This is a genomic window from Advenella incenata (assembly GCF_004217095.1).
GTDB classification, from domain to species: domain Bacteria; phylum Pseudomonadota; class Gammaproteobacteria; order Burkholderiales; family Burkholderiaceae_B; genus Advenella; species Advenella incenata.
Map to the genome: position 1 here is coordinate 139458 of NZ_SHKO01000002.1, position 16174 is coordinate 155631.

General features: G+C 57.2%; 10 protein-coding genes. 8 read left to right on the forward strand and 2 right to left on the reverse strand.

The window, feature by feature from the left end; all coding sequences use genetic code 11:
• Positions 1 to 29: 29 nt before the first annotated feature.
• Entirely contained in the window at positions 30 to 1598 is a 1569-nt protein-coding gene (locus EV681_RS11880; RefSeq protein ID WP_130304132.1) for a GMC family oxidoreductase, read from the forward strand.
• Positions 1599 to 2026: 428 nt separating this feature from the next.
• Positions 2027 to 3712 (forward strand): DNA recombination protein RmuC, encoded by a 1686-nt coding sequence (locus EV681_RS11885; protein ID WP_130304133.1) that lies wholly within the window; start codon positions 2027 to 2029, stop codon positions 3710 to 3712.
• A 70-nt stretch (positions 3713 to 3782) separates the two neighbouring features.
• On the opposite strand, the gene EV681_RS11890 is transcribed toward EV681_RS11885, so the two are convergent.
• On the reverse strand, positions 3783 to 4997 hold the full coding sequence (locus tag EV681_RS11890; RefSeq protein WP_130304134.1) for an aminotransferase-like domain-containing protein: 1215 nt from the start codon (positions 4995 to 4997) through the stop codon (positions 3783 to 3785).
• 236 nt (positions 4998 to 5233) lie between these two features.
• On the reverse strand, positions 5234 to 6739 hold the full coding sequence (gene amaB, locus EV681_RS11895) for an L-piperidine-6-carboxylate dehydrogenase (protein ID WP_128393262.1): 1506 nt from the start codon (positions 6737 to 6739) through the stop codon (positions 5234 to 5236).
• Between the two features lie 624 nt (positions 6740 to 7363).
• Here amaB and EV681_RS11900 point away from each other — a divergent pair.
• From EV681_RS11900 to EV681_RS11925, 6 genes are all read left to right on the forward strand, one after another.
• Positions 7364 to 8797, forward strand: coding sequence for a circularly permuted type 2 ATP-grasp protein (locus EV681_RS11900; protein WP_130304135.1), 1434 nt, complete (start codon positions 7364 to 7366; stop codon positions 8795 to 8797).
• Positions 8798 to 8897: 100 nt separating this feature from the next.
• Positions 8898 to 9845: an alpha-E domain-containing protein gene (locus tag EV681_RS11905; protein ID WP_130304136.1), complete on the forward strand. Its 948-nt coding sequence runs from the start codon at positions 8898 to 8900 to the stop codon at positions 9843 to 9845.
• Positions 9846 to 10052: 207 nt separating this feature from the next.
• Positions 10053 to 12641, forward strand: a complete 2589-nt coding sequence (locus tag EV681_RS11910; RefSeq protein WP_165393041.1) for a circularly permuted type 2 ATP-grasp protein — start codon at positions 10053 to 10055, stop codon at positions 12639 to 12641.
• Positions 12641 to 13543 carry a transglutaminase family protein gene (locus tag EV681_RS11915; protein WP_128393258.1) on the forward strand — a complete coding sequence of 301 codons (903 nt, stop codon included), beginning with the start codon at positions 12641 to 12643 and terminating at the stop codon, positions 13541 to 13543. The genes EV681_RS11910 and EV681_RS11915 overlap by 1 nt, the downstream gene beginning before the upstream one ends.
• A gap of 227 nt (positions 13544 to 13770) precedes the next feature.
• Positions 13771 to 14949, forward strand: coding sequence for an NAD(P)/FAD-dependent oxidoreductase (locus EV681_RS11920; RefSeq protein WP_130304138.1), 1179 nt, complete (start codon positions 13771 to 13773; stop codon positions 14947 to 14949).
• A gap of 94 nt (positions 14950 to 15043) precedes the next feature.
• Positions 15044 to 16171 (forward strand): branched-chain amino acid ABC transporter substrate-binding protein, encoded by a 1128-nt coding sequence (locus tag EV681_RS11925; protein WP_128393256.1) that lies wholly within the window; start codon positions 15044 to 15046, stop codon positions 16169 to 16171.
• The last annotated feature ends 3 nt before the right edge of the window (positions 16172 to 16174 follow it).

The following is a 16174-nucleotide window of genomic DNA, read 5'->3' on the forward strand; positions in this document are numbered from 1 at the left end:
AGACAGGCAGGACTAAGGAGATAAGCATTATGACAAGTTTTGATCACAAGGACGACAGAGTTGTTGTCATTATCGGCTCGGGCGCAGGCGGTGGCACGCTGGCCAATGAATTATGTCAAAAGGGAATCAGCGTTGTGTTGCTGGAAGCCGGCGCACGGCAAAGTACAGCATCGTTTGTTCAGGATGAATGGAAGTCGTTCAGCCAGTTGGCCTGGCTGGACAAGCGCACGACATCCGGCACCTGGCGCATTGCCAAGGATTTTCCCAATTTGCCTGCCTGGATCTGCAAGACGGTAGGCGGCACCACCACGCACTGGGCGGGCGCCTCCCTGCGGTTCCAGGAGCATGAGTTCAAGGCGCGGACCCATTATGGGCAACTGAAGGATGCCAACTTGCTCGATTGGCCCATCACGCTCAAGGATATGGAGCCCTATTATGCGCGAGCCGAAGACAAAATGGGGGTAACGCGCACTAACGGCATTCCCGGCCTGCCCGGCAACAATAACTTCAAGATCATGTACAACGGCGCGACCCGCCTGGGCTATAAAAAAGTCAGCACCGGGCACATGGCCATCAACAGTCGGGCCCGTGATGGTCGCGGCGCCTGTGTCCAGCAAGGGTTCTGTTTTCAGGGCTGCAAGATGGGCGCCAAGTGGTCAACACTATATACCGAAATTCCCAAGGCAGAAAAAACCGGCAAACTGGAACTGCGCACCGAGTGTCATGTGGCGCGCATTGAGCACGATGCGCAAGGCAAGGTGAATGGCGTGGTGTATTTTGACAAGGACGGCAACGAGCAGCGCCAGTCTGCCCGCGTTGTTTGTGTCGCCGGCAATTCCATTGAAACGCCACGCTTGTTGCTGCTGTCGGCCTCGTCGAAATTTCCCGATGGGCTGGCCAACAGTTCCGGCCAGGTCGGGCGCAATTACCTGCGACACACGACCGGCACGGTCTATGCGGTGTTTGACGAGCCGGTTCACTTTTACCGCGGCACCACCATGGCCGGCATCGTACAGGATGAGGCCGGACATAATGACAAGCGTGGTTTTGTTGGCGGATATGAACTGGAAACCATCGCGCTTGGCCTGCCGTTTTATGCCGCGTTTTTTAACCCCGGCGGCTGGGGCAGCGACTTTGCGTCGTACATGGATGCCTATACACGAACAGCGGGGTTGTGGATCGTGGGCGAAGACATGCCGCGTGAAACCAATCGCATTACCCTGAATCATGACCAGAAAGACCAGTATGGTCTGCCTGTGCCGAATGTGCATTTTGATGATCACCCCAACGATCAGGCGATGCGCGAGCATGCATTCGGCCAGGCGGTTGCCCTGTACGAAGCGGCAGGCGCCCGCAAGACGTTTCGCTCGACGCCGTTCCCCTCTACGCACAACCTGGGCACCTGTCGGATGAGCGCCCGGCCCGAAGATGGCGTTTGCAATAAACACGGGCAAACGCATGACATTGCCAATCTGTTTATTTCCGACGGTAGCCAGTTCACCTCCGGCGCAACAGAGAACCCCACGTTAACGATTGTCTCGCTGGCCATTCGCCAGGCCGAATACATCGCCGATCAGATGCAACGCCGGCAACTGTAGCAAGGGAAACAGAATCAGCGGCAACAAAAGCCCGGAGTGCAGACTCCGGCGCAGGCGTTGCCGCAACGCAAAGGCAGGGTATGCCAACAGGCGTGTCAGCGTTCATTGGCGACAAGGAACCGTAGTCGGCCCCGTCTGCCCTTGCAAGGTAGCGGCGGCAGATTCAACGGGCGCCAGGCGCGCAAACCCTGCGTTCCACCCGCGTTGCGGACCTTCAGGGCCATAGCATAGCCTCTGGGCCGGGTGCGGCTGTTGTGCGTTTGCGCTAGAATGCAGGACATGCCCAGATTGTCGGGCAGCTTTCCGGGGTTCTGTCGTTATGTGTTTGTCCGCTCTGTCTGTCGTTCATGCTTCAAACGTGAGCAGGTGCCGTGCGCCTGCTGTCGCGGTCAGGCGCTATTGCCCATGGTCGCAGTCGGAGTGCGCGCATGAATGAAGTGGTCGCCGCCCTGCAGGCGTTGCCTCTGCTGTGGATCCTGGTTGCCGCTGGCGCCATCGCGGGCGTGCTCTTGTGCGCCCTGTTCATGAACTATCGGCTTGCCACTGCGCGGGCGCGGGCAGCCGGCCTGGAGGATCTGCTGGCCGAGCGGGACCGGCTGCACGAGCAGGAGCAACAGCGCTATGAACAATTGCAGATGCAATATCGAGAACTGGATACGCAGAAGGATGAGCTCGCTGCTCTGCTGGCGGCCGCGCGCAGCGACGTGAGCCATGCGCGGCAGCAGAACGAGCAACACAGCGACAGGCTGGCACAGTTCGAAGCACAAGTGCATGAGCTGGAAGCGGCGCGCAATACACTTGAAAAACAGCATATTTCCCTACAGGCCGATTACGCCTACAAGGCGCAGAGTCTGGAAGCCATGCGGGCACAGTTTGACGCATCCCGCGAGCAACTGGGCACCGAGTTCCGCAATCTGGCGACCCGCATCTTCGAGGAAAAGGAACAGACCTTCTCGCGCAACAGCCGCCAGTCCATCGAAGGGCTGCTGCAACCGCTGCGCGAACAGATCGACCGGTTTCAGACGCGGGTCAACGAAGTGCACGATCAATCGCTGCAGGGACACAGCATGCTGCGCTCACAGATCGGCCAGTTGATGGACATGGGCATGAAAATGACTCATGATGCACAGGCGCTGGCGCGTGCGCTCAAGGGTGATAAAAAGGCTCTGGGCAATTGGGGGGAAATGCAGCTGGAAAGCGCGCTGGAAGCGGCCGGGCTGCACAAGGGTGCTCATTTTGATACGCAGGTGCTGTTTCGCAGCGAGGACGGCCGCGCCAACTACCCGGATTTCATCGTCTTTTTGCCAGATGGCAAGAAGATCGTGCTCGATAGCAAGGTGTCGCTGGTGTCCTACGAACAGGCCGTGAATGCCACCGAAGAGCCGGCGCGACAGACGTTTCTGGACGCGCATCTGCGGGCGGTGCGCACGCATATTGACCAGCTTTCTGCCAAGGACTATACCGCGCTGGCCGGCATGAAAAGCCCGGGCTTTGTCCTGATGTTCATGCCGATAGAAGGCGCCTATATCGAGGCCCTGCGTCATGCCCAGAATATTTTTCAGTATGGGTATGAGCGCGGCGTCATTCTGGTATCACATACGACATTGATGCCGATTCTGCGCACTGTGTCGTATTTGTGGATGATGGCCGACAGCAATGAGCAGGCGCAGGCTATCGGCGAACGCGCCAGCGATGTGTACAACCAGGTGGCCCGCGTTGCCGAGCACCTGGGCAAACTGGGCGGCACAATCGGCACGCTGAGCACGCATTACAATGCCGTCGTGCGCAGTTTCGCGGGCAATCAAGGGCTGACTGGCAAGGTAGACCGTTTCCAGAGCCTGTCGGCCAAGGCTGCCAAGACCATCCCGGCATTGCAGCCGGTCACCACCGAGGTTGATGTGCATCGACTGTCCGGGACGCTGCAGGCAACGCCGGATGCCGATCACGACGCTAATCTTGATAGGGATCCGGCATCGTTGCAGGACCCGCTCGTTGAAGGTGGCGATGCCGCGCCGGGCCCGCAAGCTACCGATAGCACGGGCAAGCGTTTGACGCCGGCGCGCTCAGGCATGGCCGATCCGGCTAAGAGCGATCCGGCAGGGCAAGCCGAGTAGGCCGATCAGGCAGCCTCAAGGTCGTGACTGCGAGCCTGCAAAGCCACGGCCAGCCCCTGCCTGCGCACCCCTATTGGCCGGCGGTTTCGCCCTGTGCAAGTCGCTGCGTGGCGCGAAACAGGCGTTCGCACCCCTGAACAATCTGCTCCGGTGTACTCATGGTAAAACTCAGTCTGAAGGCCTGTGGATCCGGTTGCGCTGCATAAAAAGCGCTGCCCGGAACAAACATCACGTTTTCCTGTATGGCCAGCGGCAGCAGCGAGGCGGCATCCAGGCCGTCATGCAGACGTCCCCAAAGGAACATGCCGCCTTCGGGCTCAAGCAGGGTCAGATTGTCGCCAAAGTGCTGACGTAGCGACGCAATCATGAGGCGAGCGCGTTCGCCATAGGAGGCGGCGATATTCGGCAGGTGAGTCTCATAACGGCCCGAATCCAGATAATGGGCAGCCACGGCCTGCAAATAGGGCGCCGAGCACAGGTCATCAACCTGTTTGGCCAGGACACACCTGCGCAGAATATCGGCATGCGCCCGCATCCAGCCCAGGCGCAGGCCCGGGGCGATGGTTTTTGAAAGGCTGGACAAATACACGACCTGGTCGGCCACGGGCGTATCGTGAGCCAACTGAGCAAGCGTTGGAACCGGCGCTCCGCTAAAACGCAACTGGCCATAGGGGTCGTCTTCAATCAGGACACAGGACGTGCCGGCAAGCAGGTCCAGCAAGCGTCGCCGGCCCTGCAGGTCAATGGTGGCACCGGTCGGATTCGCAAAGGTGGGTACCAGGTAAAGCAGTTTAGGCTGATGTTGCTTGAACACTGCGGCCAGCTCTGCCAGATCGGGGCCCTGAGTGTCGCTGCCAATCGTGACAATGTGCGCGCCGGCCAGGCGCAACCCCTGCAGGGCGGCAGGGTAGGTGGGGCGTTCCACGACCACCGTATCGCCGGGCTGGATAAAGGCGCGCAACAGCAGATCAAAACCCTGTTGAGAGCCACTGGTGACAATCAATTGCTCGGCCTGGGTAGGTATTGCGCGCGCTGTTGTCAGGCGAGCAAAGGACTCACGCAGTGCGGGCCAGCCTTCTGTCGCACCATAGGACAACGTTGTGCCTAGATTGTGGGCCACTGCAAGTAATGAGGTCTGCAGACCAGCCTCGTCGAACAGCTCCGGCGCCGGGTAGCCACCCGCAAAGGAAATCATGCCCGGTTGTGACAGGTAGCGGAACAGTTCACGAATGGGCGAGCCCTTGACCTGTGCAAAGGGTTCGGCAAAGCGGAAGGTAAATGCCATAAAAGTGCTCGCGGTAAACGTAACGTTTGGACGGCGTAACGGTCAGACAGATTCAGCAGCCGGCCCATTGACAACAGCAGAAAAAGCTACAGCAAGACATCAGCATATAGCGGGCAGGGCAGTGGGACACTTATTGCCTATGGCATACATGGCATGAAGCTGCATCGCCGAAAACCGGGTTTTAAGCCCGGATGTTAGCGATGCAGTTTCTCATTGGCCATCGTATGCGCTGGTGCTCAGTCTTCGCCGAAGCGGATACCCTGCGCCAGCGGCAGTTCGCGTGAATAGTTCACGGTATTGGTGGCGCGACGCATATAGGCTTTCCATGCGTCAGACCCCGACTCACGACCGCCGCCGGTTTCTTTTTCACCGCCGAAGGCGCCGCCGATTTCTGCACCGGAAGTTCCGATATTCACGTTTGCAATACCGCAATCGGAGCCCGAGGCAGACATGAACTGCTCTGCCTCGCGCAGGTCTGTGGTGAAGACAGCAGAAGACAGACCCTGCGGGACGTCATTCTGCATCTCGATGGCCTCTTCGAACGTGTCATAGCTCATGATATACAGAATGGGCGCGAACGTTTCGTGACGCACGACGTCTGTCTGCCCGGGCATTTCCACAAGTGCCGGCCGGACATAGAATGCATTGGGGAAGCGCTCTTGCAGCGCGCGTTCGCCCCCTGTTACGGTGCCGCCCTGTTCTGCGGCCTGGCCAAGCGCGTTTTGCATGGCCTCGAAGGCGGCTTTATCAATCAGCGGTCCGACCAGCGTGCCAGCTTCCAGCGGGCTACCGATCGTGGCCGATGCATAGGCTTTTTTCAGGCGGGCCGTCAGTTCCTGCACCACATCGCGATGCGCAATGATGCGGCGGGTGGACGTGCAACGCTGGCCGCAGGTGCCGATAGCGCCAAAAAGAATGCCGCGCACCGCCAGATCCAGATCGGCCGACTGGCTGACAATGATGGCATTGTTGCCGCCCAGCTCCAGCAGGCTGCGACCGAAACGGGCTGCCACACGCGGCCCGACTTCGCGACCCATGCGGGTCGAACCGGTGGCCGATACCAGGGCAACCTTGGGGCTGTCTACCAGCACCTGGCCCACATCGCGCTGACCGATGACCACCTGGGCCAGATGAGCCGGCGCATCGCCAAAGCGCTTGAGGGCGCGCTCAAACAGCGCCTGGGTTGCCAGTGCCGTGAGCGGGGTTTTCTCCGAGGGCTTCCAGATGACCGCGTTGCCGCATACCAGCGCCAGAGCGGTATTCCATGACCACACGGCTACCGGGAAATTGAAGGCGGTGATCACGCCGACCACGCCCACCGGGTGCCAGGTTTCCATCATGCGGTGACCGGGGCGCTCCGAGGCGATGGTCAAGCCATACAACTGGCGCGAGAGGCCGACCGCGAAATCACAAATGTCGATCATTTCCTGCACTTCGCCTTCGCCTTCGGCGGTGATCTTGCCGGCTTCGACCGACACCAGGCGACCCAGGGCTGCCTTGTGTTCACGCAGCTCTTCACCCAGTAGGCGGATCAGCTCGCCACGGCGTGGCGCCGGAACATTGCGCCATGCCTTTTGGGCTGCGACGGCCTGGTCAATCGCCTGATTCGTTTGCTGTGTCGTGTGTTCTCTGACATCGGCGATGCGTGCACCGTCTACCGGCGAGTGAACCGGCAGAGAGCCACCGGTGACCGATTCCTGGGCGATGCCCAGCGCGCTGAATAATTCCTTGACTGAATCCATTTTCGGTTTCCTTGTTTGCCGGCAGAACCGGGATATATGACGGTAACAATAGGCATGCAGAACAGATACACAGGCGAGTGAGCCTGAACTGTCAATAATTGCCAACGAACCTTAAGCAATGCAGCTTGACGATGATTCTGTCCTATATGCTATTGTTAACATAAAAATAATTGCGAATGAAATTTTCAACCAATACTGTTTGACCAAACTTTGGTCAGAGCTTCAACATTTGCTGCAATCTGAGCTTTAACCCGTACTTGAACCCATGCTTTAGCCACAGCTTTGAACGGGAGGTGCTATCACACTTGAATTGCTGCCACTGACGTAGGCCAATGCCAGCACAATGCCGGACAGAGCTGGCAGTGGCCGGGTGCGTATAGCACAGGCAATGCTTGTTCAACATTGCATTTTCAATTGTGTAGCGTACTGCCATCCTTTCTTAAAGTCAAAAAATTTCTTAAAGGAAATTTAACATTAACGGAGGTGTCGTCCCATTCGTACTTTCCCTGTTCGTCGTGACCGAATACTGCCCTGGCGCTGCCACACCCGCTAGCTGCAGCCCGAAAGTGGCATCACTTTTGCTTTGGCAACCCTGCGCAATCAGTTAACAAAGGAAACAGGTTTATGGCTCCCAAGTTTTATAATGAGATATGGCTGGAAGAGGCGAAAAAGAAGCCGGTCCCCCGCAAGCACTACGAAGAATACCTCAAGTGGCTGGAGCGACAGGAAGCCGATTTGCTGTTGAACAAGCGCGAAGAAGCCGAGGCGCTGTTTCAGCAGGTGGGGATTACCTTCTCGGTATCGGGCGATGGCGATGGCACGGAGCGGACCATTCCGTTTGACATCATTCCCCGGGTATTTCCGCTCAGAGAGTGGAACGCGCTGCAGCGCGGCGTCGAGCAGCGCGTCAGGGCCCTGAATATGTTCCTGCATGATGTCTATCACGACAAGGACATGATTCGCGCCGGGCTCATCCCTGCCGACCTGATCATCAATAACACACAATACCGCCCTGAGATGGTCGGTCTGGATGTGCCGCATCGCACCTATGCGCATATTGCGGGAATTGACATCGTGCGTGCCGGCAAGGGCGAGCTGTACGTCCTGGAAGACAACCTGCGGGTGCCTTCCGGCGTGAGCTATATGCTGGAGAACCGCAAGATGATGATGCGGCTGTTCCCGGATCTTTTCAGCAAAATCAAGGTGACGCCGATAGCACATTACCCGGATCTGCTGCTTGAAACCCTGATCGAGTCAGCGCCCGAAGGCATCGACAAGCCGACCATTGCCGTGCTCACTCCCGGTATGTACAACTCCGCATACTTCGAGCATACGTTTCTTGCGCAGCAAATGGGCGTGGAGCTGGTCGAAGGCAAGGATCTGTTCGTCAAGGACGATTATGTCTACATGAGAACCACGCAAGGGCCGCAGCGTGTCGATGTGATGTATCGCCGCCTGGACGATGACTTTTTGGATCCCGAGGTGTTTCGCAAGGATTCGGCGCTGGGCGTGCCAGGCCTGATGCGGGCCTACAAAGCGGGCAATCTGACGCTGTGCAATGCCATCGGCACCGGCATTGCCGATGACAAATCGGTCTATCCGTATGTCACGGAAATGATCCGTTTCTATCTGGGCGAAAAGCCGCTGCTGAACAACGTGCCCACTTATATGTGCCGCAACGAAGAGGACAAGGCCTATGTGCTTGCCAATTTGAAGGAGCTGGTAGTCAAGGAAACGCATGGCGCCGGCGGCTACGGCATGCTGGTCGGACCGGCAGCGACACGGGATGAGCTGGCCACATTCGAGCAACTGATCAAAAAGGATCCGGCCAAGTATATTGCCCAGCCCACGCTGGCGTTGTCCACCTGCCAGACGTTTGTAGATGCCGGAATTGCCCCACGCCACGTGGATCTGCGACCGTTCGTGCTGTCTGGCAAGACGATCCGCATGACGGCGGGCGGATTGACTCGCGTGGCGCTCAAAGAGGGGTCGCTGGTGGTCAATTCGTCGCAGGGGGGCGGCACCAAGGATACCTGGGTCATCAACCGGCGCGGCTAGGGGCGCCGGCCGGGCCCATAGCGGGTCAATGCCGTCTGCATGAGTGCGCCATTGCGCCGCAGCAGACCGCGTTATCGTCGAATGAAAATAAGGAACAATCATGTTAAGTCGTACCGCTGATCATATTTACTGGATGTCCCGTTACCTGGAGCGGGCAGAAAATACTGTGCGCCTGCTGGAGGTCTGTTACCAGACGACCCTCATGACCAATGACGAGGATCATTCGGACTATAGCTGGCGCAGCGTGCTGGCAACGCTGGAAACGCTGGAGCAATACGAGGCCGAATGCGGCGCCATCAGTGCAGAGCGGGTGATTGAGTTTGTGGTCAACAGCAAGAACTACACCTCGTCCATCGCCTCATGCATCCGGCTGGCGCGGGAAAACGCAAGGGCGATCCGGGGTACCGTGACCTCCGAAATATGGGAAACCATCAACTTTACCTGGCTGGAGATAAACCGACTGCTCAAGACGCCGATATTGACCAGTAACCCGACGCGGTTCTTCGAGTGGATCAAGACCCGTTCCCTGCAGACGCTGGGCGCGCAGGAAGGCACCATGCTGCGCAACGAAACATACAACTTCATGCGCCTGGGCACCTATCTGGAGCGGGCCGATAATACTGCGCGCATGCTGGAAATTCGCTTTTACCTGGAAAATGCGGCCGACGACAAGCGCAAGCTGGTCACCCAGCTGTACCACTGGACCGCGGTCCTGCGCTCGCTCTCCGGTCTGGAAATCTATCGTCAGGTGTTTCGCGAAACCGTCGACCCCAAACGGGTGATCGAGCTGATTGTTTTGCACCCGGATATGCCGCATTCTCTGGCGCATTCCTCGCGCGAACTGTTGGCCCATTTGCAAAAAGTGCGCAATGCCAAATCCGACGAAACGCTGCGCCTGGCGGGAAGGCTGGATGCGGACCTGCGCTACACCACGATCGATGAAATTTTCAAGGCGGGTCTGCACGACTGGCTGACCCGGTACCTGGAGAAAATGGAGGTGATTGGGCAGGGCATCACCGACGATTTTCTGTGGCAGCCGGTTCAATAGCATCATCGGGTGCCCCGCAGCGCCAGGTGAACCGCCAGGTGCCGGCGCGCGCATGGGTGCAATTTACTGGCGCAGTATTGGCCAGCGCCCCAATTGGCAAAGGGTGTGGCGCATGTGCATCGTTGTCGCCGATTCGTCGACACAATGGTAGGCGTCTGGTCGAAATTGCGTACAATGACCCATTGTAAAGTCATCATCAATGGTTGCATGGACTTTTCCCTTGATCAATTACTGAGCCCTTCCCCGGACGGAGCGTTTTCCGAGCTGCGGGACCAGGCCGGACGCCTGGCGCCCGAGTGGGATTATGTGCTGTCGGCGCTCAGGAACCTGGCTCCCGATGATCTCAAGGGCTTTCTGGCGTATATCTCCGAAAACATCCAGAACCGGGGCAGTATCTACAACGCCTACAGTGAAGACGGCAGCACCGAGCCCTGGGAATCACTCAGCGTTATTCCATATGTGATTTCTGCCCAGGAATGGGACTTCATTGAGCTTGCGGTGGCCCAGCGCGCGGCCGTGATCAACGACACGCTGCGCGATATTTACGGCGCGCAGCAACTGATTCGGCGGGGCCTGGTTCCGCCCTCGCTCATTTTCGGGCAGCGGGGCTTTCTATGGCCTTGCATCAATACCCTGGATGCGCACGAAAATCACCTTCACATGTACGCAGTCGATATTGCCCGCGATGAAAATGGACAATGGCGGGTGCTGAAGGATCGCACCCAGGGACCGCTGGGTGCGGGCTATGCCCTGCAGAACCGGCAGATCATGAGTACGGCACTGCCGGCCCTGTTCAACCAGTTGCGGGTTCATCCGCAAACCGATTATTTTCGCGCCCTGCGCCACACCCTGCTGTCGAGCATGTCGGTCGAAGACGGCAACGTGGTCACGGTGTTGCTCTCGCCCGGCCCCAAACACCCGGCGTATTTCGAACATGTTTTCCTCGCCCGGCAAATGGGTGTGCCCATTACCGAAAGCCTGGACCTGACTGTACGCAACGATCTGCTGTACCTCAAGACGTTGCGGGGTCTGCAGCGGGTGCATGTGGTGCTGCGGCGCCTGGAAGACAGCGAATGCGATCCGATGGAGCTGTATGGCAGCGACTATCCCGGTATTCCAGGCTTGTTGCAGGCTATCCGCAAAGGCAATGTGACGGTATGCAATGCGTTGGGCTCGGGTGTGCTCGAATCGGCAGGCATGCTGGAGTTTTTACCCGGCATCTGCCAGCATCTGCGCGGCGAACCCTTGCTGATGGATTCGATCCGCAGTTGGTGGTGCGGTGACGAGGCCAATCTGGATTATGCCCGCAAGCACTTTGATTCGCTGATGTTCAAATCCAGCTTTTCGTCGATGCGCGCCAGCCCGCAATATGTGCCTGACGTGAATCAGGCGCAGCGTGAGGCACTGTTGCAGCGGCTGCAAACCAGTCCGCGTTCGCTGGTGGCGCACGAGGTGATGCCGCTGGCCCGCATTCCGGAAATTGATTTTGAATCGCAGCAGTTGCAGATGCGTCGCTTTACCATGCGGGTTTTTGCCACCTTGACCTCGGATGGTTCCTATCAGGTCATGCCCGGCGGTGTCGTGCGGGTCGAAGACAAAAGCAATACGCCGGTACTGTCTTCGCGCAACCGGCAGATCAACAAGGATCTATGGGTCTGTCGAGTGGGCCGTCCGGCTGTGCCGACAGTGGTTACCATACCGCCTGACCGCGCCCGGGTGCGCAGTGTACCGGATGCGTTTGAAGCCAAGCCGCTGACGCTTGAGCAATTGCTGGCGGCACATACGACCACCCCGGCTCGCATCGGCGAGAATCTGTTCTGGATGGGGCGTTATGGCATCCGCGCCGAGTTGTCGGTACTGCTGCTGCGCACGATCACCCGCAACCTGACCGAACGCGTGACCGAGAAGGAAACGCTGATCACGCTGTTGTACAAACTGGGTACGCATCTGCATGTGTTGCCTGTGCCGTCGGCACAAGCCATTGGCGCAGACGATACCTATGACATCAATTTCATTCGTCATCAGTTGGGCGCGTCACTGACGCCCTCATCGCTAAATGGCGCGCTGGCCAACAATGTGAACTATCTGCATCAGTGCGCGTTCAATATACGGGAAAAGCTGTCTTTGGATGTATGGTGGGTCGTCAATTACATGCCTGCCTATCTGGGCTCCGCCGAACTGGATCTGACCGTGGTGCAGCAGCGCATGCAGGAGCTGTTCGCCAGTTGCTCGATCCTCTCGGGCTTTACGCATGAACAGATGACGCGTGACGAGGGCTGGAGCTTTTTGTTGCTTGGCCGCCTGATCGAAAAGCTGGGTCGCATGAGCGACACGCTGGGATTTTTTCTCAAGCAGAGCGAGCATGACAAAACCATTATGCTCGAGTCTCTGCTGGAAATTGCCTACAGCATCGTGACCTATCGCGCCCGCTACCATCGCGAAGAAGAGATGCTGGCAGTGCTGTATCTGCTGGTGTTTGACCGCAGCAACCCTTATTCGCTGCGCTACCTGTGCCAGAGCCTGCTGGACAACAGCGCTGCATTCAATGTCCAGGAAGCGCAAAGCAGACAAATCCTGCAAAAGGCGCTAGGCGATCTGGACGCGGTTGATCTGGCGCGGTTCGCCGTGGGAACGCCCGCTGCTGGGCAGATTTACCAGCAACTGGGCAGTGTATGCGCCGATATTTCTTATGCGCTGTCCATTTTCGCCAATAGCATTAGTCATCAGTATTTTCTTGTTACCGAGACCATCACGAGCGATACCGGTCTTGAGACGGCCAACAAGGAGTTCCTGTAATGGTGACTTATCACATCCAGCATGACACGGAATACGATTACTACTCGCCGGTGACCCAGTCACGGCAGATACTGCGTCTATCTCCGCGCATTTTGCCCTGGCAGGGGCCCGAGTCCCACATTATCAATATCGATCCGTGTCCGGACAAGATCGATTTTCTGCTGGACTGCTTTGGCAATCCACTGCAGTATTTCACCCTGATGGGCGATCACAACAGGCTGGCCGTACGCGCGCATTCCGTGGTCAGCCTGACCCAGCGCCGGCTGCCCGACAGCGAGACCACGCCGCCCTGGGAAGAGGTCGTGAACCATTTACGTTATATGTCGGGCAAGACGTATCTGCCTTATGATTTTGAAGCCACCCAGTTTCGCTTTGAATCGAATCACATCCGGCTGCTGCCGGCCATTGCCCAGTGGGCACGCCAGGCCATTCGTCCGGGCATGCCGGTGCTGGCTGCGGTGGCGGCGCTGCAAGCGCGGATCTTCAACGAATTTGTTTTTGATCCGCAGGCCACCACCATCTCCACACCTGTGCTTGAAGTCTTCGAGAAGCGTCGTGGCGTATGCCAGGACTTTGCGCATTTCATGATTTCCTGCCTGCGCGCCATCGGCCTGGCGGCGCGCTATGTCAGCGGCTACCTGCTGACCCATCCGCCAGCCGGTCAGCCCAGGCTGATTGGCGCCGATGCTTCGCATGCCTGGGTGTCGGTCTATATTCCAGGCCATGGCTGGGTCGATTCGGATCCGACCAATAATGTGTTTCCCGACCAGGAGCACATCACCCTGTGCTGGGGGCGCGACTTTTCCGATGTCTCACCAATTCGGGGCATGATGTACGGAAGCAGTGCACATAGCCTGAAAACCTCTGTTACTGTCATGCCGGAAAGCGAAATGCCGCGTTAAATTGCGTCTATTTCAGTTGTGATAATTACAAATTTCCTGTCGGAATTATTTTTTGATAAGGGTTTTCCATAGGAATCGGTCGATTTTAAGGCAATGTAAGTTATTGATTTATAACAATAAAAAATACCTGTTAAAAATTTACGTTTAAACTTAAAAAATTTATTGACGAATTTTTTTTCTTATGAGAATTTAGATAGATGTCTTAACTTCTTCCCGGAAAATTCGGCGTGAATAGTCAATATGATGTCGTGATCGTTGGTGGTGCAGCCACGGGCAGTTCGCTGGCCTATTTCCTGAGCGCATCGGCTTCCTTCGACGGTTCAATCCTGGTCATTGAAAAAGATGCCAGTTATCAGAAATGCGCAACGGCCTTGTCTGCCGCTTCTATTCGGCACCAGTTTTCAACGCCGGAGAATATTCAGCTCTCGCAATTTGGCACCGAGTTCCTGCGTCACTTCGGAGACACACTGGCCGTCGATGGCGAGCGTCCGGACGTGGGCTTCCAGGAAAAAGGCTATCTGTATCTCTCCAGCCCGGGGGGCGAGACGGTCATGCGTGAAAACAATGCGCTGCAGCGCAGCCTGGGGGCCGATATCATTTTGAAAACGCCTGCCGAACTGAAAGCGACCTGGCCGTGGCTGAATGTGGATGACCTGGCGCTTGGCTCCTATGGCGTGACGGGCGAAGGCTGGCTGGACGCCTATGGCATGATGCGTGCCTTCCGACGCAAGGCCATCGCCCAGGGCGTGACCTATCTTGAAGATGAAGTGGTGGCTATCAATAAAACCGGCAGGACCGTGACAGGCGTGACCCTCAAAAGCGGCCGGCATATTGCCTGCGCCACGCTGGTCAATGCTGCAGGCACCGGGGCGGCGATGCTCTCGGCGCAGGTGGGCGTGGTCTTGCCGCAAGAGTCGCGCAAGCGCAGCGTTTTCTATTTCACCTGCCCTGAAAAAATTGCCGACTGTCCCATGGTGATTGATCCGAGCGGCGCCTATTTTCATCCAGAGGGTGAAGGCTTCATTGGTGGCATACAGCCCCCGCAGGATCAGGATCCCGAGTGCTTTGACTATGACGTTCAGCATGAACTGTTCGACGAGCTACTGTGGCCGATTCTGGCCGCACGCGTTCCGGCCTTCGAGGCCTTGCGCTGCGAACATGCATGGGCGGGCCATTATGACTACAACACATTCGATCAGAATGTGATTCTGGGCTACCACCCGGCTGTAGAAAATATGGTTTACGCTAATGGTTTCAGCGGACATGGTATGCAACAATCACCCGCTGTTGGTCGCGGGCTTGCAGAGCTTATCGAATTTGGAAAGTATCGCAGTCTTGACCTCTCACGCATGAGCTGGGAACGTGTTTTGAACAACCAGCCCATTGTGGAGCAGAATGTGTGGTAATGGTGGTAAGTCGTGTGGCCGGCGTGTGTCTGTCGCATATTCATAATTGGTTTTGCCTCGTGCAAGACCCATGCTCGTCGATCAGGAGAAAAGCATGAATAAAATGTTGAAGAGAGTTTTTCTGGCCTCCGCGCTTACCGCTGCCTTCGGGACGCCGGCGCTGGCTGCAGATGAAATCAAAATCGGCCTGGGTGCGCCCATGACAGGGGGCAGTGCTGCTTTTGGCAAGCAGTTGCAGACAGGGGCGCAGGCAGCCATTGACGCCATCAACGCCAAGGGCGGGGTTAACGGCAAGCAGCTCAAGCTGGTTACTGCTGATGACGCATGTGATCCCAAGCAGGCAGTAGCCGCCGCCAACCGCCTGGTCGATCAGGAAAAAGTGACGGCCGTGATCGGACATTTCTGCTCGTCCAGCACTATCCCGGCTTCCGAAATTTATGACGAGGCCAATATCCTGAACATCACTCCTGCATCCACCAATCCCAAGGTCACAGAGCGTGATCTGTCAACGATTCTGCGCACTTGCGGACGTGACGATCAACAGGGTGAAGTCGATGCGAAATTCATGAAGGATGTGCTCAAGGTCAAGCGCGTTGCGATCATCAATGACAAAGACACTTACGGTGTCGGTCTGGCCAATGCCACGCGCGATGCAGCCAAGAAACTGGGTATCGAAGTGGTACTGGAAGATGGCGTGACACGCGGCGAACGTGACTACAATGCGCTGGTCACAAAAATCAAGGGCGCCAACGTGGATGCAGTTTTCTTCGGCGGTCTGTATGCCGAGGCTGGTGTGCTGGTCAAGCAAATGCGTCAGCAGGGTCTGAAAACGCCATTCATTTCCGATGATGGCATTGCCGACCCGGCATTCGTGACTGCAGCGGGCGGTGTGCAGAATGCAGAAGGTGTTTACATGAGCTTTCTGAAAGACCCACGTAATGACCCAGCCTCCAAAGGTGTGGTCGATGAGCTGAAAAAATCCGGCAGCGATGCCGAGGGCTTTACGCTGTATTCCTACGCTGCAGTACAGGCTGTCGCAGCGGCGCTGACAGCCAACAAAGACGAGACAGACGGCACCAAGCTGGCCGACTGGCTCAAGGCCAACCCGGTTCCTACAGTAACGGGTAACAAAGGCTGGGATGAGAAGGGTGACCTCAAATCTAACGACTTCGTTCTGTATGTCTGGAACAAAGAAGGCAAGTACGTAGAGTACAAGCAATAAGGT

Excerpts from the sequence above, each read along its gene's own strand:
- EV681_RS11880 (WP_130304132.1), top strand. The coding sequence starts at position 30 with ATGACAAGTTTTGATCACAAGGACGACAGAGTTGTTGTCATTATCGGC.
- EV681_RS11885 (WP_130304133.1), top strand. The coding sequence starts at position 2,027 with ATGAATGAAGTGGTCGCCGCCCTGCAGGCGTTGCCTCTGCTGTGGATC.
- EV681_RS11890 (WP_130304134.1), bottom strand. The coding sequence starts at position 4,997 with ATGGCATTTACCTTCCGCTTTGCCGAACCCTTTGCACAGGTCAAGGGC.
- amaB (WP_128393262.1), bottom strand. The coding sequence starts at position 6,739 with ATGGATTCAGTCAAGGAATTATTCAGCGCGCTGGGCATCGCCCAGGAA.
- EV681_RS11900 (WP_130304135.1), top strand. The coding sequence starts at position 7,364 with ATGGCTCCCAAGTTTTATAATGAGATATGGCTGGAAGAGGCGAAAAAG.
- EV681_RS11905 (WP_130304136.1), top strand. The coding sequence starts at position 8,898 with ATGTTAAGTCGTACCGCTGATCATATTTACTGGATGTCCCGTTACCTG.
- EV681_RS11910 (WP_165393041.1), top strand. The coding sequence starts at position 10,053 with ATGGACTTTTCCCTTGATCAATTACTGAGCCCTTCCCCGGACGGAGCG.
- EV681_RS11915 (WP_128393258.1), top strand. The coding sequence starts at position 12,641 with ATGGTGACTTATCACATCCAGCATGACACGGAATACGATTACTACTCG.
- EV681_RS11925 (WP_128393256.1), top strand. The coding sequence starts at position 15,044 with ATGAATAAAATGTTGAAGAGAGTTTTTCTGGCCTCCGCGCTTACCGCT.